The sequence below is a fragment of the Pseudomonas sp. MWU349 genome (genome assembly GCF_017947325.1).
In the GTDB taxonomy this organism is placed as follows: domain Bacteria; phylum Pseudomonadota; class Gammaproteobacteria; order Pseudomonadales; family Pseudomonadaceae; genus Aquipseudomonas; species Aquipseudomonas protegens.
Genome location: NZ_JAFEVP010000002.1, coordinates 305,928 through 326,459, shown reverse-complemented (window position 1 = coordinate 326,459; position 20,532 = coordinate 305,928). Strand labels below are relative to the sequence as shown.

23 protein-coding genes and 1 riboswitch are annotated in these 20,532 nt (G+C 63.4%); of the genes, 20 read left to right on the top strand and 3 right to left on the bottom strand.

The window, feature by feature from the left end:
- Positions 1-31: 31 nt before the first annotated feature.
- From KCG88_RS08655 to KCG88_RS08630, 6 genes are all read left to right on the top strand, one after another.
- Entirely contained in the window at positions 32-1,072 is a 1,041-nt protein-coding gene (locus KCG88_RS08655) for a DUF2066 domain-containing protein (protein ID WP_210712232.1), read from the top strand.
- Between the two features lie 37 nt (positions 1,073-1,109).
- Positions 1,110-2,183 (top strand): AI-2E family transporter, encoded by a 1,074-nt coding sequence (locus KCG88_RS08650; protein ID WP_011062701.1) that lies wholly within the window; start codon positions 1,110-1,112, stop codon positions 2,181-2,183.
- A 207-nt stretch (positions 2,184-2,390) separates the two neighbouring features.
- Positions 2,391-3,095: a DnaA regulatory inactivator Hda gene (gene hda, locus KCG88_RS08645; RefSeq protein WP_007898944.1), complete on the top strand. Its 705-nt coding sequence runs from the start codon at positions 2,391-2,393 to the stop codon at positions 3,093-3,095.
- 223 nt (positions 3,096-3,318) lie between these two features.
- Positions 3,319-3,939 carry an NlpC/P60 family protein gene (locus KCG88_RS08640; protein ID WP_015636644.1) on the top strand — a complete coding sequence of 207 codons (621 nt, stop codon included), beginning with the start codon at positions 3,319-3,321 and terminating at the stop codon, positions 3,937-3,939.
- A 164-nt stretch (positions 3,940-4,103) separates the two neighbouring features.
- The gene (locus KCG88_RS08635) at positions 4,104-4,637 is read left to right on the top strand and encodes a C40 family peptidase (RefSeq protein ID WP_011062699.1); all 534 of its coding nucleotides are present in this window, start codon (positions 4,104-4,106) and stop codon (positions 4,635-4,637) included.
- Positions 4,638-4,658: 21 nt separating this feature from the next.
- Positions 4,659-5,321, top strand: coding sequence for a class I SAM-dependent methyltransferase (locus tag KCG88_RS08630; RefSeq protein WP_210712231.1), 663 nt, complete (start codon positions 4,659-4,661; stop codon positions 5,319-5,321).
- Positions 5,322-5,323: 2 nt separating this feature from the next.
- On the opposite strand, the gene KCG88_RS08625 is transcribed toward KCG88_RS08630, so the two are convergent.
- Both KCG88_RS08625 and KCG88_RS08620 read right to left on the bottom strand, forming a co-directional pair.
- On the bottom strand, positions 5,324-6,643 hold the full coding sequence (locus KCG88_RS08625) for a sorbosone dehydrogenase family protein (RefSeq protein ID WP_047288457.1): 1,320 nt from the start codon (positions 6,641-6,643) through the stop codon (positions 5,324-5,326).
- A gap of 70 nt (positions 6,644-6,713) precedes the next feature.
- A complete protein-coding gene (locus KCG88_RS08620; protein ID WP_047288455.1) occupies positions 6,714-7,295 on the bottom strand; it encodes a hypothetical protein in 582 nt (193 codons plus the stop codon).
- 171 nt (positions 7,296-7,466) lie between these two features.
- A riboswitch (cobalamin riboswitch) is annotated at positions 7,467-7,700 on the top strand.
- 80 nt (positions 7,701-7,780) lie between these two features.
- Here KCG88_RS08620 and cobO point away from each other — a divergent pair.
- From cobO to KCG88_RS08555, 14 genes are all read left to right on the top strand, one after another.
- Positions 7,781-8,392, top strand: coding sequence for a cob(I)yrinic acid a,c-diamide adenosyltransferase (gene cobO / locus KCG88_RS08615; protein ID WP_015636640.1), 612 nt, complete (start codon positions 7,781-7,783; stop codon positions 8,390-8,392).
- Between the two features lie 10 nt (positions 8,393-8,402).
- The gene (locus tag KCG88_RS08610; protein WP_210712230.1) at positions 8,403-9,743 is read left to right on the top strand and encodes a cobyrinate a,c-diamide synthase; all 1,341 of its coding nucleotides are present in this window, start codon (positions 8,403-8,405) and stop codon (positions 9,741-9,743) included.
- Positions 9,736-10,386 (top strand): 5,6-dimethylbenzimidazole synthase, encoded by a 651-nt coding sequence (gene bluB / locus KCG88_RS08605; protein WP_047288452.1) that lies wholly within the window; start codon positions 9,736-9,738, stop codon positions 10,384-10,386. Before KCG88_RS08610 ends, bluB begins: the two co-directional genes overlap by 8 nt.
- Positions 10,383-11,291 (top strand): adenosylcobinamide-phosphate synthase CbiB, encoded by a 909-nt coding sequence (gene cbiB / locus KCG88_RS08600; RefSeq protein ID WP_210712229.1) that lies wholly within the window; start codon positions 10,383-10,385, stop codon positions 11,289-11,291. Before bluB ends, cbiB begins: the two co-directional genes overlap by 4 nt.
- Positions 11,284-12,276, top strand: a complete 993-nt coding sequence (gene cobD / locus KCG88_RS08595; RefSeq protein ID WP_210712228.1) for a threonine-phosphate decarboxylase CobD — start codon at positions 11,284-11,286, stop codon at positions 12,274-12,276. Before cbiB ends, cobD begins: the two co-directional genes overlap by 8 nt.
- The gene (locus KCG88_RS08590; protein ID WP_047337537.1) at positions 12,273-13,724 is read left to right on the top strand and encodes a cobyric acid synthase; all 1,452 of its coding nucleotides are present in this window, start codon (positions 12,273-12,275) and stop codon (positions 13,722-13,724) included. Before cobD ends, KCG88_RS08590 begins: the two co-directional genes overlap by 4 nt.
- Positions 13,725-13,766: 42 nt before the next feature.
- Entirely contained in the window at positions 13,767-14,288 is a 522-nt protein-coding gene (cobU, locus tag KCG88_RS08585; RefSeq protein ID WP_210712227.1) for a bifunctional adenosylcobinamide kinase/adenosylcobinamide-phosphate guanylyltransferase, read from the top strand.
- A complete protein-coding gene (cobT, locus tag KCG88_RS08580; RefSeq protein WP_210712226.1) occupies positions 14,285-15,340 on the top strand; it encodes a nicotinate-nucleotide--dimethylbenzimidazole phosphoribosyltransferase in 1,056 nt (351 codons plus the stop codon). Before cobU ends, cobT begins: the two co-directional genes overlap by 4 nt.
- Positions 15,337-15,912 (top strand): alpha-ribazole phosphatase family protein, encoded by a 576-nt coding sequence (gene cobC, locus KCG88_RS08575; protein WP_047288444.1) that lies wholly within the window; start codon positions 15,337-15,339, stop codon positions 15,910-15,912. The genes cobT and cobC overlap by 4 nt, the downstream gene beginning before the upstream one ends.
- Position 15,913: 1 nt before the next feature.
- The gene (locus KCG88_RS08570; RefSeq protein ID WP_011062686.1) at positions 15,914-16,645 is read left to right on the top strand and encodes an adenosylcobinamide-GDP ribazoletransferase; all 732 of its coding nucleotides are present in this window, start codon (positions 15,914-15,916) and stop codon (positions 16,643-16,645) included.
- A 70-nt stretch (positions 16,646-16,715) separates the two neighbouring features.
- Positions 16,716-17,120 (top strand): MarR family winged helix-turn-helix transcriptional regulator, encoded by a 405-nt coding sequence (locus KCG88_RS08565; protein WP_047288442.1) that lies wholly within the window; start codon positions 16,716-16,718, stop codon positions 17,118-17,120.
- Between the two features lie 61 nt (positions 17,121-17,181).
- Positions 17,182-18,375, top strand: a complete 1,194-nt coding sequence (locus KCG88_RS08560; protein WP_199522003.1) for an MFS transporter — start codon at positions 17,182-17,184, stop codon at positions 18,373-18,375.
- Complete coding sequence (locus KCG88_RS31110; protein WP_015636629.1) at positions 18,372-18,494, top strand: hypothetical protein; 123 nt, start codon at positions 18,372-18,374, stop codon at positions 18,492-18,494. Before KCG88_RS08560 ends, KCG88_RS31110 begins: the two co-directional genes overlap by 4 nt.
- 55 nt (positions 18,495-18,549) lie before the next feature.
- Positions 18,550-19,101, top strand: a complete 552-nt coding sequence (locus KCG88_RS08555; protein ID WP_047288438.1) for a redoxin domain-containing protein — start codon at positions 18,550-18,552, stop codon at positions 19,099-19,101.
- A 79-nt stretch (positions 19,102-19,180) separates the two neighbouring features.
- On the opposite strand, the gene KCG88_RS08550 is transcribed toward KCG88_RS08555, so the two are convergent.
- Positions 19,181-20,461 (bottom strand): outer membrane protein transport protein, encoded by a 1,281-nt coding sequence (locus tag KCG88_RS08550; protein ID WP_047288437.1) that lies wholly within the window; start codon positions 20,459-20,461, stop codon positions 19,181-19,183.
- Positions 20,462-20,532 lie beyond the last annotated feature (71 nt).

Below are 20,532 nucleotides of genomic sequence, written 5' to 3'. Positions count from 1 at the left end.
TTCAATCGTTTTCTGTCGTCGGGAATCTTCCATGCGTCTGGGTAAATTTCTGTTTGTGGGCTGTTTGTCATTGGTCAGCCTGGCGAGTCATGCCGAAACCCTCAATGGCCTGTATCAAGTGCGTGAGCCTGTGAGTAGCCAGTCGCCCGAAGAGCGCGACCAGGCCACGCAACGTGCTCTGGAAACCCTGGTGCTGCGCCTCACTGGCGACGCCAAGGCCGCCCAGGGGCCAGGGCTGGCGGCGATCCGCAAGGACCCGCAACAGATCATCAGTCAGTACGGCTACGACGCCGGCCCGCCGGAAAGCCTGCAGGTGGATTTCGATCCGGTCACTACCGATCGCGCCCTGCGTCAGGCCGGGCTATCGCTCTGGGGCAGCAATCGGCCGTCGATCATCGGCTGGTGGCTGAGTGATTCCACCGAAGGCTCGAGCCTGGTGGGTGATGGCCAGGCCAGCGCGGCGCCCTTGCGGCGTGCGGCTCAACATCGTGGCTTGCCCCTGCGCCTGCCGCTGGGGGATCTGAACGAGCAGATCGTCGCCACGGCGCCGAATCTTGAAGGTTCCGATCCGGCGCCGCTGCGTGAAGCCTCCGAGCGTTACGGTGCTGATGCGTTGCTGGCGGTACATGCCCGGGAAGAGGGCGGCCAATGGCAGGCCAAGTGGCGGCTGTGGCTGGGCGATCAGAAGGAGCAGGGCACTGTCCAGGGCGCCGATACCGCGGCCTTGGCCGATGGAGTGTTGCTGGCGGTGAGCCAGCGTCTGGCGCCCCGTTTTGTCACTCGTCCTGGTGCTTCCAGCGAGCAGTTGCTGGAAGTGCAGGGCATGAACCTGGAGCATTACGCGGCCCTTGGGCACTTGCTGGAGCCTTTTGGTGCGCAGTTGCAGAGCGTTGACGGTGATCGGATCGTCTACCGCGTCAACGGCAGTGCGGAGCAGCTGCGGGCACAACTGTCGCTGGCCAAGCTGCAAGAGATTCCGGCGGGTGAAGCGCCTGCGCCGCAAGCGCCTGTACAAGGCGCTGAAGGGGCCGCCCCGCTGGCGCCGCAGGCCCAACTGCGTTTTCGTTGGTAGCAGGTTGTTTCCTTCTATATAGAAGCTGGAGAGGTATATGGCTGATACGCGTCGTTGGGTCTGGTTGGGTGTCGTGCTCCTGGCCTGTGGCTTCGTCTACCTGCTGCACCCGATCCTCAGTCCGTTCCTGGTGGCGCTGTTGCTGGCGTACCTGTTCGATCCGCTGGTGGACCGGCTGGAGCAATGGGGGTTGTCGCGGACCTGGGGCGTGGTGGCGGTATTCGCCCTGTTCACCCTGATCGTCATGACCCTGCTGCTGGTGCTGGTGCCCATGCTGGCCAAGCAGTTGGTGCGGCTCTATGAGCTGGCGCCGCAGATGCTCGATTGGGTCCAGCACAGCGCCATGCCCTGGGTGCAGTCCAAGCTCGGCCTGGCGGACGGCTTCTGGAAGTTCGACAAGGTCAAGGCGGCCATCAGCGAGCACATGGGCCAGACCACCGATATCGTCGGCGTGGTGCTGAGCCAGGCAACGGCTTCGGGCCTGGCGCTGATTGGCTGGCTGGCCAATCTGGTGCTGATCCCGGTGGTCAGCTTCTATCTGCTGCGGGACTGGGACTTGATGATGGCCAAGATCCGCAGCCTGTTGCCACGCAGCCGCGAAGAGCAGGTGGTGTCCCTGGCCGGGGAGTGCCATGAAGTGCTGGGGGCCTTTGTTCGTGGGCAATTGCTGGTGATGCTGGCTCTCGGGGTGATCTACGCCGCGGGCCTGATGCTGGTGGGGCTGGAGCTGGGGCTGTTGATCGGTCTGATTGCCGGTCTGGCGGCAATCGTGCCGTACATGGGATTTGTCATCGGCATTGGTGCGGCGCTGATTGCCGGGCTGTTCCAGTTCGGTGGCGACCTGTACCCGATGATCGGCATTGTCGCGGTATTCATGGTGGGGCAAGCCCTTGAGGGCATGGTGTTGACGCCTTTGCTGGTGGGCGATCGCATCGGCCTGCACCCGGTGGCGGTGATCTTTGCCATTCTTGCCGGCGGCGAACTGTTCGGTTTTACCGGAGTGCTGCTGGCGCTGCCGGTGGCAGCGGTGATCATGGTGCTGGTGCGCCATGTGCATGATCTGTACAAGGATTCGGATCTCTACAGCGGTGCTGAAGACCCCGAGTTGTAAAGGGGCGCGCGGGCCTTCGTGACGGTTGGCGGCGCTTTGCCGGCTGTCACGGTAGCTGTCAAGGAACGCCCTTCGATTGCGTTTGGCTGTCGCAAACCTTTGATTTTGCTTGTGGTCTGCTGCATTGTGCGCTCGGCGTCACGGGTATAAACTTTGCAAACTTTACACAGAGGCCACTAACGGTTCGTTTGGAACTGTTCAGTCAGCATGAAACCGATTCAGCTGCCCCTAGGTGTGCGTCTGCGTGATGACGCCACCTTCATCAACTACTACCCAGGCGCCAATGCCGCAGCACTCGGCTACGTCGAGCGCCTCTGCGAAGCCGACGCCGGTTGGACTGAAAGCCTGATCTACCTCTGGGGCAAGGATGGCGTGGGCCGCACGCACTTGCTGCAGGCCGCGTGCCTGCGTTTCGAGCAGTTGGGGGAGCCGGCGGTGTATCTGCCGCTGGCGGAGCTTCTGGATCGCGGTATCGAGATTCTCGACAATCTGGAACAGTACGAGCTGGTTTGCCTGGATGACCTGCAGGCAGTGGCTGGCAAGGCGGATTGGGAAGAAGCGCTGTTTCATCTGTTCAACCGCTTGCGCGATAGTGGTCGGCGCCTGTTGATCGCGGCCTCGACCTCGCCTCGCGAGTTGCCGGTGAAGCTGGCGGATTTGAAGTCCCGTCTGACCCTGGCGCTGATCTTTCAGATGCGCCCGCTCTCCGACGAAGACAAATTGCGTGCCTTGCAGCTAAGGGCATCCCGCCGGGGGCTGCATCTGACCGACGAGGTCGGGCATTTCATCCTGACCCGCGGTACCCGCAGCATGAGTGCCCTATTCGAGCTTCTCGAGCGCCTCGACCAGGCTTCGTTGCAGGCCCAGCGCAAGCTGACCATCCCTTTTCTGAAAGAGACCCTGGGCTGGTAAAGACAAGGCTTCCAGGGCTTTCTGGAGCGACCTTCGGCATATTCCAGGCGCCAGAAAACGCACCTTTGGAAGGGTTTCCAGAGGCGGGTGGACTTAAAATGGGCTTAAAGCCTTAGATGTACGGAAGAAACTCATAAGTCACATTCTGATCGATTGAATTTGCAAATGAGGGCGATAGAAGGCATAGTCGCGTCTTCTATTATTTCAAGCCACGGTCGTGCCCATGCTAAATCGCTTCGCACCCCTCGTGCCTCTCGCACTCGTCACCCTGTTGTTTGGTTGCGCCTCCCACACTCCGGTGTCCCAGCAGCAACCTGTCCAGCAGGCTCAAGTCTCCGTCAAAAATCAGTCTTCCGCTGTTTATCAGGAAGAGCTGGCAACTGAAAAGGAACTGGCAGAGTTCTCTGACAGCAAGCCTTACCAGTTGCCAGTTCTGGCTGACAGCATCCTCGAGCGCGGCATGTCCCTGATCGGTACCCGTTACCGTTTCGGCGGTACCTCGGAAGCCGGCTTCGATTGCAGCGGTTTCATCGGTTATCTGTTTCGTGAAGAGGCGGGCATGAACCTGCCGCGTTCCACTCGCGAAATGATCAACGTAAAAGCGCCTCTGGTAGCGCGCAACAATCTCAAGCCGGGTGATCTGCTGTTCTTCAGCACCAACGGCCGTGGGCGCGTCAGCCACGCAGGTATCTACCTGGGCGATGACCAATTCATCCACTCCAGCAGCCGTCGCAGTGGCGGCGTGCGGGTCGACAGCCTGGGTGACAGCTACTGGAGCAAGACCTTCATCGAAGCCAAGCGCGCACTCGCCATGGCTCCAACTGTGGTCACTGCACGTAAATAAGCGGACTATTTGTAGGGCGAAGTTAAAGTCTTACTTGAAGTTTGGCGTGTAGGCGCTAGAATCCTGATCTATTGTTGAAACTAACCGCGTAAGCCCTGCTTACGCGGTTTTGTTTTCAGTGCCACGGCAGAGAAAGCCGCATCCCGATCAGGATTGTTCAGCTTATGTCGACCTCAGCCCGTTTCGCTCTCATTGCCCTCGCAGCGCTGCTCAGCGCCTGTGCCAGCCGTACCCCGCCGCCTGCGCCTGTGGTGCGTGCTCCGGTGTTCAACTCCTCCCAAACCTTCTCTCCGGTTGCCGAAGACGTACTGTTCCGCGCCCTTGGGTTGGTGGGCACGCCTTATCGCTGGGGCGGCAACACCCCGGATTCCGGTTTCGACTGCAGTGGCCTGATCGGTTACGTCTACCGCGATGCGGCGGGTATTTCCCTGCCGCGTTCAACCCGGGAAATGATCGGCATGCAAGCGCCGGACGTGGGCAAGAACGCGCTGCAGACCGGCGACCTGATCTTCTTCGCCACCAATGGCGGCTCCCAGGTCAGCCATGCGGGCATCTACGTGGGTGAAGGGCGTTTCGTGCATGCGCCGGCCACTGGCGGCACGGTGAAGCTCGACAGCCTGTCCAAGGCTTATTGGCAGAAGGCCTACCTGAGCGCCAAGCGCGTCCTGCAGCCAGAACACCTGGCGCGCAATCCTTAATCCTCTTTGGTCGAGGTGCCTGTGACCGCTCGGACGCTGAACCTTGATGATGCCCTCTACCATTACCTGCTGGACGTTTCCCTGCGTGAAACGCCCCTGCTGCGTCGTCTGCGGGATGAAACCCAGGCATTGCCTACCGCTCGTTGGCAGGTGGCGCCCGAGCAGGGCCAGTTCCTCGCGTTGCTGGTGAAGCTGACCGGCGCCCGCCGCGTGCTGGAGGTCGGCACCTTCACCGGCTACAGCGCCCTGTGCATGGCCCAGGCGTTGCCTGAAGACGGTTCTCTGATCTGCTGCGACATTCCCGGCGACTACAACGCTACGGCCCTGCGCTACTGGCAGGAGGCGGGGGTGGGGCAGCGCATCGAGCTGCGCCTGGCCCCGGCCCTGGATACCCTGGCCGGCCTGGAGCGAGCGGGGCAGCTTGGCTGTTTCGACCTGATCTTCATCGATGCCGACAAGGCCAACTACCCGGCCTACCTGGAGGCCGCGCTGGACCTGCTGCGCGTTGGCGGGCTGCTGGTGTTCGATAACACCCTGTGGAGCGGGCGCGTGCTGGAGACCGATCCCCTGAGCGAGGATACCCGAGCCATCCAGGCGCTCAATCGCGCCTTGAAGGATGACTCGCGTATCGATCTGTCGCTGCTGCCGCTGGGAGATGGTCTGACGCTGTGCCGCAAGCGTTGAGCCTAGGGGGCTTTGGCGGCGGACACTCGCCAGATCTTGTTGCCGACATCGTCGGCCACCAATAACCCGCCTTGCTGGTCGATCACCACTCCGACAGGGCGTCCCATGGCTTTCTCGTCGGCATTGAGAAAGCCGCTAAGCACATCGATCGGCGCTCCATTGGGCTTGCCGGCGCTGAATGGCACGAAAATCACCTTGTAGCCGCTATGGGGCTTGCGGTTCCAGGAGCCGTGCTGGCCGATAAACGCGCCTTCGGTGAAGGGGGCGGGGAGCTTGCTGCCGTCGGCGAAGGTCAGCCCCAGCGACGCGGTGTGCGGGCCTACCGCGTAGTCCGGGGCGATGGCCTTGGCCACCAGGTCGAGGTTCTGCGGCTTGACCCGTACATCCACATGTTGCCCGTAGTAGCTGAAAGGCCAGCCATAGAACGCACCATCCTTGACCGAGGTGATGTAGTCCGGCACCAGGTCGCTGCCGATTTCGTCTCGCTCGTTGACTGCGGTCCAGAGCGCGCCGCTGGCCGGCTCCCAGGCTAGGCCATTGGGGTTGCGCAGACCGGTGGCGAACAGCCGGTGCTGGCCGCTTTGACGGTCCACCTCCCAGATCGCCGCCCGCCCTTGCTCCTTGTCCAGGCCGTTTTCGCCGACGTTGCTGTTGGAGCCCACGGTGACGTAGAGCTTGCTGCCGTCCTTGCTGGCGATGACGTTCTTGGTCCAGTGATGGTTGAGAGTGCCGCCAGGCAGGTCGACCACCTTGGTGGCGGCTGCGCTGATCTGGGTGTCGCCGCTCTGGTAGGGAAAGCGCAGCAGTTTGTCGGTATCGGCCACATACAGGTCATTGCCCACCAGGGTCATGCCAAAGGGCGAATTGAGGTTCTCCAGAAACACTGTGCGGGTCTCCGCCACGCCATCGTGATCCTGGTCCCTTAGCAGGGTGATGCGGTTGGCGCTGGGCACGGCCGCCCCGGCACGGCCCATGACCTTGCCGGCGATCCAGCCGCGAATGCCCTGGCTGTCGTCCGGTTTGGGCGGGGCGTTGGTTTCCGCCACCAGCACGTCGCCATTGGGCAGGACGTAGAGCCAGCGCGGATGGTCGAGGTTCTCGGCGAAGGCGTTGACCTGGGTGCCGGCCGCGGCCTGGGGTTTTGCACCTTGCGGCCAGCCGATGGCGGGGGCGATGTTGACCGTGGGGATCAGCGTCGGGTTGGGTTCCGGCAGCTTGGGGTTGGGGCCGGTGCCGTCGGACACCTGCAGGCTGGAGGTTTCGCCGCAGGCGGCGAGGCCGGCGGCGATGGCGATCAGTAGGCTGTGCTGGAGCTTGAGCATGCGAATTTCCCTATGAGTGCACGGACGTCGTAGTCATAGAGAAGCATAGCCAGCCGATGGTTCCGCCCGGTCAGCGGGCCTCCTTGAAGAGCACGGCGACACCTGGGTGGTAGTGTCCGGCCTCGTTGTGCAGCTTGCGATAGGCATAGGGGAAGTACCAGGCCACGGCGCAGCAGTGCTCCTTCTGCAGTTCGTCTAGCATGTCCTGGAGCTCTTCCGGCGTGGCGCTGTGCTGGGATTTCTGTGGGGCAACGAACAGGCAGCCCAGTCTCAGGTCGCTGGCGTAGCTGATCTTTCTTGCATCCTGGGCAACGTCCAGCAGGGCCTGGGTCAGGTTCAGGCTGTTGACCCTTGGCCAGCGCTGGGTGGCGTGGATGTAGGCGCGCTCTTCCTTGGTGGCCAGGTACAGGTCGGTGCGGGCGTTGCGCGCACCTTCCTCCTGCTGCTTCCTGCTGGGGCTGTGTTCCAGGCTGACCATCTCGGCCATCCAGGCCGCCGCGCTGAGCAGCCCGAGATTGGCCTGCTCGTCGAACCAGTAGGGCGTTTCGTTATCGCCGCGAACCGCGTTGTAGCGATCGATGCAATCGAACCAGCGTTCCAGCATCGGGCGCAGGAATTCCAGCTTCGGATTGCTGATGATCATGCCTTGCATCGAACTGACCCCTTATTGTTGTGTGGTTGGCGCTAGGGGCGCCGGAAAGTGGCTATTTGATATCATTGCCCTGAGTGTGGCACAAGATTGGCGTCAGTTTATTGATGCAGTGCAGTTTTGTGCCGGGGGCGCCGGCCGGCTTTAATTGACGCTCCACCCCCAACCCTCTAACCTTCGCGACTTGTTTCAGGTGCTCTGTGGCCCGTGGCCGACAGAGTGAAACAGGGAAGCCGGTCAGGGTCTGTTCCAGTGAGGGAGCCGACGACGATTCCGGCGCTGCCCCCGCAACGGTAGATGAGTCAAGACTGCGCCTGATGCCACTGTGTCAATGACACGGGAAGGCGCGCAGTCCGGCAGCCATGCCGCTCATGAGCCCGGAGACCGGCCTGATCCATCCAACGGCATCACGGTGGGCGATGCCAGGCTAGCGCCGTCTGTTCCTTTTCCCTGCCCCCCGTTCCCCAGCCCCAACGGAGAGCTGCCCCATGAGTGAATCCCCCGATCGTGACGAGCGCCATCTGGCGCGCATGTTGCGCAAAAAAGCCGTGATCGATGAACGCATTGCCAACTCGCCCAACGAATGCGGCTTGCTGCTGGTATTGACCGGCAACGGCAAGGGCAAGAGCAGCTCGGCGTTCGGCATGCTGGCGCGGTCCATGGGCCACGGCATGCAGTGTGGCGTGGTGCAGTTCATCAAGGGTCGTAACAGCACCGGCGAAGAACTGTTCTTCCGGCGTTTCCCCGAGCAGGTGCGCTTTCACGTGATGGGCGAAGGCTTTACCTGGGAAACCCAGGATCGCCAGCGCGATATCGCTGCGGCCGAAGCTGCCTGGGCGGTTTCCAGGGAGTTGCTGAGCAACCCGGATATTGGCCTGGTGGTGCTCGACGAGCTGAACATTGCCCTCAAGCACGGCTACCTGGACCTGGACCAGGTGCTCAGCGACCTGCAGGCCCGTCCGCCCATGCAGCATGTGGTAGTGACCGGTCGCGGCGCCAAGCCGGAGATGATCGAGCTGGCCGATACCGTGACCGAGATGGGCATGGTCAAGCACGCCTTCCAAGCCGGGATCAAGGCGCAGAAAGGTGTTGAGCTGTGAGCGTGAATTCATGACTGATGTTCGTCATTGCCCGGCGGTGCTGATCGCCGCGCCGGCTTCCGGCCAGGGCAAGACCACGGTGACCGCGGCCCTGGCCCGCTTGCACCGCAACCAGGGGCGCAAGGTCCGGGTCTTCAAGTGCGGCCCGGATTTTCTCGACCCGATGATTCTTGAGCGCGCCAGTGGCGCCGCGGTGTACCAGTTGGACATGTGGATGGTGGGTGAGCAGGAAAGCCGCCGGCTGCTCTGGGAGGCGGCGGGCGAGGCCGACCTGATTCTGATCGAAGGGGTCATGGGCCTGTTCGATGGCACCCCTTCCAGCGCCGATCTGGCGCAGCATTTCGGCGTGCCGGTGCTGGGGGTGATCGATGGCACCGCCATGGCCCAGACTTTCGGCGCCCTGGCTCTGGGCCTGGCGCGCTACCAGCCGGACCTGCCCTTTGCCGGGGTGCTGGCCAACCGGGTTGGTACCCTGCGCCATGCGCAGTTGCTGGAAGGCAGCCTGACTGAGGGCTTGCGCTGGTATGGCGCCTTGTCCCGGGAAACCGATATCGAGCTGCCCAGCCGCCATCTGGGGCTGGTGCAGGCCAGCGAGTTGAATGATCTGGACCTGCGCCTGGATGCCGCCGCCGAGGCCCTGGCCAGCAGTTGCCAGGTGGAACTGCCGCCAGCGGTGAGTTTTGCCGCACCCACGCCGGTGGCTTGCGCGCCGCTGCTCAAGGGCGTGCGGATTGCCGTGGCGCGGGATGAGGCGTTTGCCTTCACCTATGGCGCCAGCCTCGATCTGTTGCGAGCCATGGGGGCGCAGTTGAGCTTCTTCTCGCCGATCCACGATACCCAGCTGCCCGACGCGGACAGCCTGTACCTGCCCGGCGGCTATCCCGAACTGCACCATCAGGCCCTGGCCCGCAACAGCAGCATGCTGCAGGCCATTCGTGCCCATCACGCGGCCGGCAAGCCGCTGCTCGCCGAGTGCGGCGGCATGCTCTACCTGCTGGACTCCCTGACCGATGTCGAAGGCCAGCGTGCCGAGCTCCTGGGCCTGCTGCCCGGAGATGCGGTAATGCAGAAGCGCCTGGCGGCACTGGCCTTGCAAGCGGTGGAGTTGCCCGAAGGCAGTCTGCGCGGCCACACCTACCACCATTCCCTGACCAGCACCGAGCTGCTGCCCATCGCCCGTGGGCTCAGCCCCAACGGCGGGCGCGGCGCGGAAGCGGTGTATCGCCAGGGGCGGATGACGGCCTCTTATGTGCACTTCTATTTCCCGTCCAATCCGGCGGCGGTGGCAGCGTTGTTTGCGCCGGGCGCGTCTGTTGAGCCGGTTTTAGCCGAGGGCGTGGCGGGTGAGTGAGCAGGGGTTCTCTGAGGCGCAGCGCGAGGGGGTCTACCGGGCCATCGCCGAGCGCCGCGACATGCGTCATTTCACAGGTGGCAGTGTCGAGCCGGCAGTGCTGCGGCGCTTGCTGGAAGCAGCGCATCAGGCGCCCAGTGTCGGGCTGATGCAGCCCTGGCGTTTTATTCGCATCAGCGACCGCCTGTTGCGCAAGCACATCCAGCAGTTGGTGGAGGCGGAGCGGGTGCGCACCGCCCAAGCCCTGGGTGAGCGTTCCGACGAGTTCATGAAGCTCAAGGTCGAAGGCATCAACGATTGTGCCGAGGTGCTGGTGGCCGCCTTGATGGATGGGCGCGAACGGCACATCTTCGGCCGTCGGACCCTGCCGGAGATGGACCTGGCGTCCCTGTCCTGCGCCATCCAGAACCTGTGGCTGGCGGCCCGCAGCGAAGGCCTGGGAATGGGGTGGGTGTCTTTGTTCGATCCCCAGGCCCTGGCCGATCTGCTGGGGCTGCCGGCAGGTGCCAAGCCCGTGGCCGTGCTGTGTCTGGGCCCGGTCACCGAATTCTACCCGGCGCCGATGCTGGCACTGGAAGGCTGGGCGCAACCGCGGCCGCTGAGTGAGTTGTTGTATGAGAATTACTGGGGAGTGAGTCAATGAGTGTGGCCTTGCTGAGTGTCGCCGGGGTCGCGCTGGATGCGCTGCTGGGTGAACCCAGGCGCTGGCATCCGCTGGTGGCGTTCGGCCGTGTAGCCGATCGTATTGAGCAACGTTTCAACTCCGCCGGCCGCGGCTGGCGCAGCCATGGTGTCACCGCCTGGGTGCTGGCGGTGGTGCCCCTGACGTTGGTGGCCACCGCGCTGTCCTGGTTGCCCTACATCGGCTGGCTGGTGGAAATCCTGGCGTTGTACTGCGCCTTGGGCCTGCGCAGCCTCGGCGAGCATGTGGAGCCGGTGGCCCAGGCGTTGCGCAGTGACGATCTGGAAGAAGCGCGGCGCCGGGTGGGGTTTCTGGTGAGCCGCCAGACCAGCGAGCTGGACGCCACCGAAGTGGCCCGCGCGGCCACCGAATCGGTGCTGGAAAACGGCAGCGACGCGGTGTTCGCCGCGCTGTTCTGGTTTGCCGTGGCCGGCGCGCCCGGGGTGGTGCTCTACCGTCTGAGCAATACCCTGGATGCGATGTGGGGCTACCGCAACGAGCGCTTCGAACGCTTTGGCTGGGCCGCGGCGAAGATTGACGACCTGCTCAATTACATTCCCGCGCGCCTGGTGGCCCTGACTTACGCCTTGCTGGGCAAGACCCGGCTGGCACTCAAGTGCTGGCACCGCCAGGGCCCGACCTGGGACAGCCCGAATGCCGGCCCGGTGATGGCGGCCGGGGCGGGCGCCCTGGGAGTGGAGCTGGGCGGCGCAGCGATTTATCACGGTGAGCTGCATCAGCGCCCCCAACTGGGCGAAGGCGAGCCGGCCAGTGCCGGCTCCATTGATCGTGGCTGGCAGCTGGTGCAGCGGGGTGTCTGGCTGTGGCTGCTGATTCTTTGCCTGGGGGCTGAATTCTATGCTTGAGCACGGCGGACGACTGCGCAAGGCGGCCGAGCAATACGGGATTGCCGAAGATGCGTGGCTGGACTTGTCCAGCGGGTTGGCGCCCTGGCCGTTCCCCCTGCCGCCCATTGCGCAGCGTGCCTGGGCGCGCCTGCCGGAAACCGAAGACGGACTGGAACAGGCGGCTCGTGAATACTATGGCGCCAGTGAAGTGCTGCCGGTGGCCGGCTCCCAGGCAGCAATCCAGTTGCTGCCGCGCTTGCGTCGGGCGGGCAAGGTCGGTGTGCTGTCGCCCTGTTATGCCGAGCATGCCGAAGCCTGGCGTCGCAGCGGCTACCGCGTACGCGAAGTGCTGGAGCAGGAAGTGGATTTCTTCATCGACAGCCTCGATGTGCTGGTGGTGGTCAACCCGAACAACCCTACCGGCCTGAGCCTGACCCCGGAGCGCCTGCTGGATTGGCACGCGCGCCTGGCTCAGCGCGGCGGCTGGCTGGTGGTGGACGAAGCCTTCATGGACAACACCCCGCACCTGAGCCTGGCCCGCCACGCCCATCAGGTGGGGCTGATTGTGTTGCGTTCGTTCGGCAAGTTCTTTGGCCTGGCCGGAGTACGTCTGGGGTTTGTCCTGGCCGAGCGCCGGTTGCTCAAACTGCTGGCGGAGCAGGTCGGCCCCTGGGCAGTCAGCGGGCCGACCCGGGTGGTGGGGCAGGCCTGCCTGCGCGATACCCAGGGGCACGCCCGGCAAAGGTTGCGCAGCGAAGCGGCGAGCGAGCGTCTGGTTGAAGTCCTGGAGCGCCACGGTCTCAAGCCCCAGGGCGGTTGCGCGCTGTTTCAGTGGCTGATCAGTGCCGAGGCCGAATCGCTATATCTCTTCATGGCGCGCCGCGGCATTCTCCTGCGGCTGTTCACCCATAACAGCAGCCTGCGCTTCGGCCTGCCCGCCGAGGAGGCCGATTGGGATCGCCTGGAACAGGCGCTGCAGGCCTATCGCAAGGAATATCCATGAGCACTCTGATGGTTCAAGGCACCACCTCGGATGCCGGCAAGAGCACCCTGGTGACGGCCCTGTGTCGTTGGCTGCGGCGTCAGGGTGTCAGCGTGGTGCCGTTCAAACCCCAGAACATGGCCCTCAACAGTGCGGTGACTGCCGATGGCGGCGAGATCGGCAGGGCCCAGGCCGTCCAGGCCCAGGCGGCCAACCTGGCGCCCCACACCGACATGAACCCTGTGCTGCTCAAGCCCAATAGCGACACCGGTTCCCAGGTAATCATTCACGGCCGCGCCGTGACCAGCATGAACGCCGTGGCCTATCACGACTACAAGGCCATCGCCATGCAGGCTGTACTGGCGTCCCATGAGCGCCTGAAAAGCGCTTATCAGGTGGTGATGGTGGAAGGCGCCGGCTCGCCGGCGGAGATCAACCTGCGAGCCGGCGATATTGCCAACATGGGCTTTGCCGAGGCGGTGGACTGCCCGGTGCTGCTGATCGCCGACATCAACCGTGGTGGGGTCTTTGCCCATCTGGTGGGCACCCTGGAGCTGCTGTCTCCCAGTGAGCAGGCCCGGGTAAAGGGCTTCATCATCAACCGCTTTCGTGGCGACCTGGCGTTGCTGCAACCGGGCCTGGACTGGCTGGAGGCCCGTACCGGCAAGCCGGTGATCGGCGTGCTGCCCTATGTCCTGGACCTGCACCTGGAAGCCGAGGACGGTATCGACCAACGCCAGGTGGGCAAGGTCGAACAGTTGCTCAAGGTGGTGGTGCCGGTGCTGCCGCGCATCAGCAATCACACGGATTTCGATCCGTTGCGCCTGCATCCTCAGGTCGACTTGCAATTCATCGGCCCCGGCCAGGCGATTCCTGCTGCCGATCTGATCATCCTCCCCGGCTCGAAAAGCGTGCGGGGCGATCTGGCCTACCTGCGCAGCAACGGCTGGGATCGGGCGATTGCCCGCCACCTGCGCTACGGCGGCAAAGTGCTGGGCATCTGCGGTGGCCTGCAGATGCTTGGCGAGCAGGTGCATGACCCGCTGGGGCTCGAAGGCGCCGCGGGCTCCAGCCCCGGCCTGGGCCTGCTGGCGTTTGAAACCGTGCTCGAAGAAGAGAAGCAGCTGCGTAACGTCAGCGGTCGCCTGAGCCTGGAGAATGCCGCGGTCAGTGGTTATGAAATTCATGCCGGGGTCACTCGCGGGCCGGCCCTGGAGCAGGCCGCCGTGCAACTGGACGACGGCCGCAGCGATGGCGCCTGCAGCGCCGACGGGCAGATCCTCGGCACCTACCTGCACGGTCTGTTCGAAACCCCTGCGGCCTGCAGTGCGCTGTTGCGCTGGGCCGGGCTCGAAGCGGTGCAGGAGGTGGATTACCACGCCTTGCGTGAACGCGATATCGAGCGTCTGGCGGACCTGGTGGAGCATCACCTGGACACCGCTGCACTGCGTCGGCTCTGTGGCCTTTGAGCGCTCAACCCAGGCCGTCTTCCCTATCAGAGGTGCCCAAGCATGTTGCAACTGATCCTCGGCGGTGCCCGGTCCGGCAAGAGCCGCCTCGCTGAAAAGCTCGCCGGCGACAGCGCCCTGGCGGTGACTTACATCGCCACCAGCCAGCCCCTGGATGGCGAGATGAATCAACGCATTGCCCATCATCGCGAGCGGCGTCCGGCCCATTGGGGCTTGATCGAGGAGCCGCTGGAGCTGGCCCGGGTGCTGCAGGAATCTGCCGGCGAAGGGCGCTGCCTGCTGGTGGACTGCCTGACCCTGTGGGTGACCAACCTGCTGATGCTCGAGGACCCCGAGCGGCTGGCCGCCGAACGCGAGGCCTTGTTGCAGTGCGTGGCGAGCTTGCCGGGGGAGATCATTTTTGTCAGCAACGAAACCGGAATGGGTGTCGTGCCGCTGGGCGAATTGACTCGCCGCTATGTGGATGAAGCCGGTTGGCTGCATCAAGCCCTGGCCGAGCGTTGTCAGCGAGTGGTACTGACGGTCGCCGGCCTGCCCCTGACTTTGAAAGGAACTGCGTTATGAGTAACTCCTGGTGGCTGGAACCCTGCAAGGCAATCGACACCCAGATGGTCGAGCAAGCCCTGGCGCGTCAGCAGCAACTGACCAAGCCGGCCGGCTCTCTCGGGCGCCTGGAACCACTGGCGGTACGCCTGGCGGGCCTGCAAGGGCGGCTCAAGCCCGGCATCGAGCGGCTATGGATCGCCATCTTCGCCGGTGACCATGGGGTGGTGGCCGAGGGCGTTTCCGCCTACCCGCAGGAAGTCACCGGGCAGATGTTGTTGAACTTCGTCAGCGGCGGAGCAGCCATCAGCGTGCTGGCCCGGCAACTGCAGGCGCAACTGGAGGTGGTGGATCTGGGAACAGTGACGCCAGGCTTGAACCTGCCGGGGGTGCGCCACCTGAACCTGGGGGCCGGCACGCAGAATTTTGTCCAGGGGCCGGCGATGACCCGTGCACAGGGCGAGCAGGCCCTGCAAGCCGGCCGCGACAGCGCGCTGCGGGCTCATGCCGACGGCGCCCAGCTGTTTATCGGCGGTGAAATGGGCATCGGCAATACCACCGCAGCCAGTGCCATTGCCTGTGCCCTGCTGGGGATTCCAGTGGCACAACTGGCCGGGCCGGGCACCGGTCTCAATGCCGAGGGGGTCAATCACAAGGCGCAGGTTATCGAGCGTGCCCTGGCGCTGCACGATGCCTCTCGCGGCGATGCCTTGCAGACCCTGTTCAACCTGGGCGGCTTTGAAGTGGCGGCGCTGGTGGGGGCTTACCTGGCGTGTGCCCAGCAGGGCATTGCGGTGCTGGTGGACGGTTTCATCTGCAGCGTCGCTGCGTTGGTGGCGGTGCGTCTGAATCCGGCCTGCGCGCCCTGGTTGCTGTTCGCCCACCAGGGCGCCGAGCCCGGGCACCGGCATGTGTTGCAGACCCTGCAAGCCGAGCCGCTGCTGGACCTGGGCCTGCGCCTGGGGGAAGGCAGCGGCGCCGCCCTGGCAGTGCCGTTGCTGCGGCTGGCCTGTGACCTGCACGGGCAGATGGCGACTTTCGCCGAAGCGGCAGTGGCGGATCGTCCGGCATGACCTTGCACCTGGACCTGTTGCGCCACGGTGAAACCGAACTGGGTGGCGGCCTGCGCGGCAGTCTGGACGATGCGTTGACTGCAACGGGCTGGCAGCAGATGCGCGAAGCCGTCCAGGGGCGGGGCCCCTGGGATAGGGTACTGAGTTCGCCATTGCAGCGCTGCGCGCGTTTTGCCCAAGAGTTGGCGGGGCAATTGCAGTTGCCGCTGAGCCTTGAGCCTGACCTTCAGGAACTGCACTTTGGCGCCTGGGAAGGGCAGAGCGCGGCGGCGCTGATGGAAACCGACGCCGATGATCTGGGGCGTTTCTGGGCCGATCCCTATGCATTTACCCCGCCTGGGGGCGAGCCGGTAGAGCTGTTCTCCCAGCGGGTGCTGGGGGCGATAGAGCGCTTGTACCAGGCCTGTGCCGGGCAGCGTGTGCTGCTGGTCAGCCATGGCGGGGTCATGCGCCTGCTGCTGGCCCGGGCTCGAGGGCTGCCGCGCCAGCAGTTGTTGAATGTTGAAGTGGGTCATGGCGCGCTGTTTCGTCTGCAAGTCGAAAGTGAAGGCCGGATGAGCGAGGAGGGCTGAGATGTTGCCGTTCTGGATTGCCTTGCAGTTTCTCAGCAGCCTGCCGGTCCGCCTGCCGGGCATGCCCCGGCCTGAAGAGCTGGGCCGCTCGCTGTTGTTCTATCCGTTGGTGGGGCTGCTGTTCGGCGTGCTGTTGTGGGTGCTGAATGCCATGCTGGGCGGTGTTCCCCTGTTGCTGCATGCGGCCTTGCTGCTGACCGCGTGGGTCCTGCTCAGCGGTGGTCTGCACCTGGATGGCCTGGCGGACAGTGCCGATGCCTGGCTGGGGGGCTTTGGCGATCGAGAGCGGACCCTGAGCATCATGAAGGACCCCCGTAGTGGTCCGATCGCCGTGGTGACCCTGGTGCTGGTGCTGCTGCTCAAGTTCACCGCCCTGGTGGCGCTGATCGAACAGCAGCAGGGCTTTGCCTTGTTGCTGGCGCCGTTGATCGGCCGTGGGGCATTGCTGGGCCTGTTTCTCTGCACGCCTTATGTGCGTGCCGGTGGGCTGGGGCAGGCGCTGGCTGACCACCTGCCACGTGTGGCCGGGCGGCAAGTGCTGGGCTTGAGCGTGCTGGCCTGTTTGCTGCTGGGGGGCTACAGCGGGTTATGGGCTGTGCTGCTGGCCACTGTGCTGTTCTTCTGGCTGCGGCAAGTGATGATGCGGCGCCTGGGTGGTACCACCGGAGACACTGCCGGGGCGGTGCTTGAGCTGTTGGAAACTGCCGTATTGCTCGGGGTGGCGCTGTTTTGAGTGGAGCACGGGATTGACGATTTTCATGAAAAATCTTGCCTTGGAATAATCACGGGTATATACACGCATCATGCTTCCCTCTCAGTGTTTGTGCACCAACCTGCGTCGTGCCGCCCGTGGCGTCAGCAGGTACTACGACGGCGCCCTTGATGGCTTCGGGATCAACGTTGCCCAGTATTCTCTGCTGAACAATCTGTTGCGCCTTGATCTGCCGAGCATTTCCAGCCTGGCGGAAGCCATGGGGCTGGATCGCAGCACGCTCGGGCGCAACGTGCGGGTCCTGGAAGCTGCAGGGCTGGTGCGCCTGCAGGAAGGGGACGATCAGCGAAACCGCCTGGTGTTGTTGACCGAGGCTGGGCATGAGCGGTTGGTGGCGGCCTTGCCTGCCTGGGAAGCGGCTCAGCAGCGGTTGATCGATCGCCTGGGTGTGGAAAAGCGTGAAACCTTGTTGGCCTTGCTGAACGAACTGTCTTGAGCGCCTTTCGTTCGACTATAAGCGGGTATATACCCGCAACTGGAGAATAAAAATGTCATCGATGTGGCGTACCAGCGGCTGGGTGCTTCTCGGCAGCGCACTGATCCTGGCCTTGTCGCTGGGGATCAGGCATGGCTTCGGGCTGTTTCTGCCGCCCATGAGCGCGCAGTTTGGCTGGGGGCGCGAAGTCTTCGCCTTCGCCATTGCCCTGCAGAACCTGATCTGGGGGCTGGCCCAGCCTTTTACCGGAGCCTTGGCCGATCGTTTTGGTGCGGCGAAAGTGGTGCTGGTGGGTGGCGTGCTGTACGCGGTCGGGCTGGTGCTCATGGGGCTGTCGGATTCGGCCCTGACCCTGTCCCTGAGTGCCGGGCTGCTGATCGGCATAGGCCTGTCGGGTACATCCTTCTCGGTAATTCTCGGTGTTGTCGGCCGCGCCCTGCCGCCTGAAAAACGCAGCATGGGCATGGGGATTGCCAGTGCGGCAGGCTCCTTCGGCCAATTTGCCATGCTCCCCGGAACCCTGGGGCTGATCGGCTGGCTGGGCTGGTCTACGGCGCTGCTGGTGCTGGGCTTGCTGGTGGCCTTGATCGTGCCATTGGTGAGCATGCTCAAGGACAAACCGCTGCCGGCGCTGGGGCATGAGCAGAGCCTCATGGAGGCCTTGCGTGAAGCCTGTTCCCATTCAGGGTTCTGGCTGTTGGCATTCGGCTTTTTCGTCTGTGGCTTCCAGGTGGTTTTCATCGGTGTGCACCTGCCGGCGTACCTGGTGGACCAGCACTTGCCGGCGACCGTGGGCACCACGGTGCTGGCCCTGATTGGCCTGTTCAATATCTTTGGTACCTATACCGCCGGCTGGCTGGGTGGGCGGATGTCCAAGCCGCGCCTGCTGACGGGCCTGTATCTGCTGCGGGCGGTGGTGATCGGGCTGTTCCTCTGGCTGCCGGTGACTCAGACCAGCGCCTATCTGTTCGGCATGGCCATGGGCTTTCTCTGGCTGTCCACCGTGCCTTTGACCAACGGCACCGTGGCCACCTTGTTTGGCGTGCGCAACCTGTCCATGCTCGGCGGCATTGTGTTCCTGTTCCACCAATTGGGGTCTTTCCTTGGCGGTTGGCTGGGGGGCGTGGTGTATGACCGTACCGGGAGCTACGACTTGATCTGGCAGGTGGCGATTCTCCTTAGTCTGTTGGCTGCGGCTCTGAACTGGCCGGTGCGCGAGCGGCCGGTGGCGCGCTTGCAGGCCAGCGCGGCATGAACCGCTGGCTGCTGCGCGGTGCCGGTCTGGGCCTCGGCATTCTATTGTTGCTGCTGGCCTGGTGGGGTTGGCACCGGGGCGGGCTGGCGCTGATGCAGTTGGGCATGGGTGCTTGCTAGGGGAGCGAGGGGGCGAGTAACGTCGTAGCCCGACACTTTGACAAGGATTCTGGACATGGCTATGCGCTGGTTTGCGGTTCCAGCTTTACTCGCGACCTTGGCCGGCTCGGCATGGGCAGCGGACTGCCCGCCCCTGTTGCAGGGTTCCTTGCCCAAATTGCACGCCAAGGAGTCCATCGACCTGTGCCAGCGCTTTGCCGGCAAGCCGCTGGTGGTGGTCAATACGGCGAGCTTCTGTGGGTTCGCTCCGCAATTCAAAGGCCTTGAGGCGCTGTACCAGCGTTACAAGGATCAAGGGCTGGAAGTGGTGGGTGTGCCCTCCAATGACTTCAAGCAAGAGTCCAAGGATGGCGCGGAGACTGCCAAGGTCTGCTACGTCAATTATGGCGTGACCTTCACCATGACCGAGCCGCAGAAGGTCCGGGGGGCGGATGCGGTGCATCTGTTCAAGGTGTTGGCGCAGCAGAGCAGCGCGCCGAAGTGGAATTTCTACAAATACGTGGTGGATCGCCAGGGCAATGTGATTGCCAACTTTTCCAGCCTGACCAAGCCGGACAATCCGGAGTTCATCGAAGCGGTGGAGAAGGCATTGGCGTCCAAACCCTGAGAAAGTCTATTCATTAGCCAATAAAAAACCCGCATCTGCGGGTTTTTTATTGGTTTGAAACTGCGCGGCCTAGAGTTCGTTAGAACTTGTAGGTGGCGCCCAGGCCGTAGCCCCATGCGCTGTTCTGGTAAGTAGCGCTGTAGGCATTGCCTTTGCCGGTCCTGTTGACGTTGACGTCTTCTTCCTTCAGGTAGGAAACCGCCAGGTCCAGAGTCAGGTCTTCAGTCGGGCTGTAGCCGGCACCGAAGCTGATGGCCTTACGGTCACCGGTAGGGATACGTACGGAACGGTCGGTGTTGTTGGTTGGCGCCTGGTCAACCGAGAGGCCGCTGCGCAGAACCCACTCTTTGTTGACCTTGTAGGAAACACCAACAGCCGAGGCCCAGGTGTCGTGCCAGTTCTGTGGCTCGGTGATGGTGCCGATCGGGCCCGCAGAGCCGCCAAGCAGAGCAGGAACACCTTCGTTGTTCACGGTGATGTCTTTCAGGCGGCTCCAGCGAGTCCAGGTGCTACCTGCGTAGACGGTCCACTGGTCATCCAGTTTCTGAGTAACCGAGAAGTCGACGACTTCCGGAGTGGTGATGTCCAGCGAGGCGTCGTAACGGCCGCCATTGAACGGACCGAAGCCCGGGCCGGCGATGTTGGTGTGGCCTTCCAGCTTGTACTTGACCTTCGAGTGGTAGGTCAGGCCCAGGCGAGTGGTGTCGGTAGGCTGGACGATGATGCCGACGTTGTAGCCGATGGCGGTATCGTCACCCTTGATCTTCACGCTGCCGTCATTGCGGCCGAAGAGCGCAGGGTTTGGAAACGGGGTCGCGGAAGTCAGTTCACCGCTCAGGCGGTTGATGGTCGGGCCGAAACCGATCGACACCATGTCATTGAAGGCATAGCTGACGGTCGGTTGCAGGGTTATGACCTTGACTACGCTCTTGTCGCCGTAATAACGGCTGGCAGAAGTGGACTCATAGTTGGTAACCAGGCCGAAGGGTGCATAGGCGCCCAGACCCAATGCCCAGCCGTTGCCCAGTTGCTTGACGAAGAACCCCATAGGAACGCTGGTGAACGGAACCATGTCGCCGTCGCTGGTGCCGCCGGGTGGGCCGCCCTTGACATTTTTCAGGTTGGTCTTGGCATCGATTGCCGCTACGCCGACAGTTACCTGATCGCGTTGCAGCAGGGACATGCCGGCAGGGTTCCCGTAAACGGTGCTGGCATCTTCGGCAGAAGAGGAACGACCCGCGAAGCCGGTACCCATGCCGCTGATGCTTTGTTCGTTAAGAGCAAAGCCGCTGGCGAAGAGTTGAGTAGAGGCAAGAGCAGCCGCGAGACTTATGGTGGATTTGAGCATTACTTTTTTCATTATTAGAACTCCTGGTGATCACCGAGGCGAAAATTACCAACATTTCGATCTCGGCGCTATAGGCTGCAACA

Coding starts and splice junctions, on each gene's coding strand:
- KCG88_RS08655 (WP_210712232.1), top strand. CDS start 32: ATGCGTCTGGGTAAATTTCTGTTTGTGGGCTGTTTGTCATTGGTCAGC.
- KCG88_RS08650 (WP_011062701.1), top strand. CDS start 1,110: ATGGCTGATACGCGTCGTTGGGTCTGGTTGGGTGTCGTGCTCCTGGCC.
- hda (WP_007898944.1), top strand. CDS start 2,391: ATGAAACCGATTCAGCTGCCCCTAGGTGTGCGTCTGCGTGATGACGCC.
- KCG88_RS08640 (WP_015636644.1), top strand. CDS start 3,319: ATGCTAAATCGCTTCGCACCCCTCGTGCCTCTCGCACTCGTCACCCTG.
- KCG88_RS08635 (WP_011062699.1), top strand. CDS start 4,104: ATGTCGACCTCAGCCCGTTTCGCTCTCATTGCCCTCGCAGCGCTGCTC.
- KCG88_RS08625 (WP_047288457.1), bottom strand. CDS start 6,643: ATGCTCAAGCTCCAGCACAGCCTACTGATCGCCATCGCCGCCGGCCTC.
- KCG88_RS08620 (WP_047288455.1), bottom strand. CDS start 7,295: ATGCAAGGCATGATCATCAGCAATCCGAAGCTGGAATTCCTGCGCCCG.
- cobO (WP_015636640.1), top strand. CDS start 7,781: ATGAGTGAATCCCCCGATCGTGACGAGCGCCATCTGGCGCGCATGTTG.
- KCG88_RS08610 (WP_210712230.1), top strand. CDS start 8,403: ATGACTGATGTTCGTCATTGCCCGGCGGTGCTGATCGCCGCGCCGGCT.
- cbiB (WP_210712229.1), top strand. CDS start 10,383: ATGAGTGTGGCCTTGCTGAGTGTCGCCGGGGTCGCGCTGGATGCGCTG.
- cobD (WP_210712228.1), top strand. CDS start 11,284: ATGCTTGAGCACGGCGGACGACTGCGCAAGGCGGCCGAGCAATACGGG.
- KCG88_RS08590 (WP_047337537.1), top strand. CDS start 12,273: ATGAGCACTCTGATGGTTCAAGGCACCACCTCGGATGCCGGCAAGAGC.
- cobU (WP_210712227.1), top strand. CDS start 13,767: ATGTTGCAACTGATCCTCGGCGGTGCCCGGTCCGGCAAGAGCCGCCTC.
- cobT (WP_210712226.1), top strand. CDS start 14,285: ATGAGTAACTCCTGGTGGCTGGAACCCTGCAAGGCAATCGACACCCAG.
- cobC (WP_047288444.1), top strand. CDS start 15,337: ATGACCTTGCACCTGGACCTGTTGCGCCACGGTGAAACCGAACTGGGT.
- KCG88_RS08570 (WP_011062686.1), top strand. CDS start 15,914: ATGTTGCCGTTCTGGATTGCCTTGCAGTTTCTCAGCAGCCTGCCGGTC.
- KCG88_RS08565 (WP_047288442.1), top strand. CDS start 16,716: ATGCTTCCCTCTCAGTGTTTGTGCACCAACCTGCGTCGTGCCGCCCGT.
- KCG88_RS08560 (WP_199522003.1), top strand. CDS start 17,182: ATGTGGCGTACCAGCGGCTGGGTGCTTCTCGGCAGCGCACTGATCCTG.
- KCG88_RS31110 (WP_015636629.1), top strand. CDS start 18,372: ATGAACCGCTGGCTGCTGCGCGGTGCCGGTCTGGGCCTCGGCATTCTA.
- KCG88_RS08555 (WP_047288438.1), top strand. CDS start 18,550: ATGGCTATGCGCTGGTTTGCGGTTCCAGCTTTACTCGCGACCTTGGCC.
- KCG88_RS08550 (WP_047288437.1), bottom strand. CDS start 20,461: ATGAAAAAAGTAATGCTCAAATCCACCATAAGTCTCGCGGCTGCTCTT.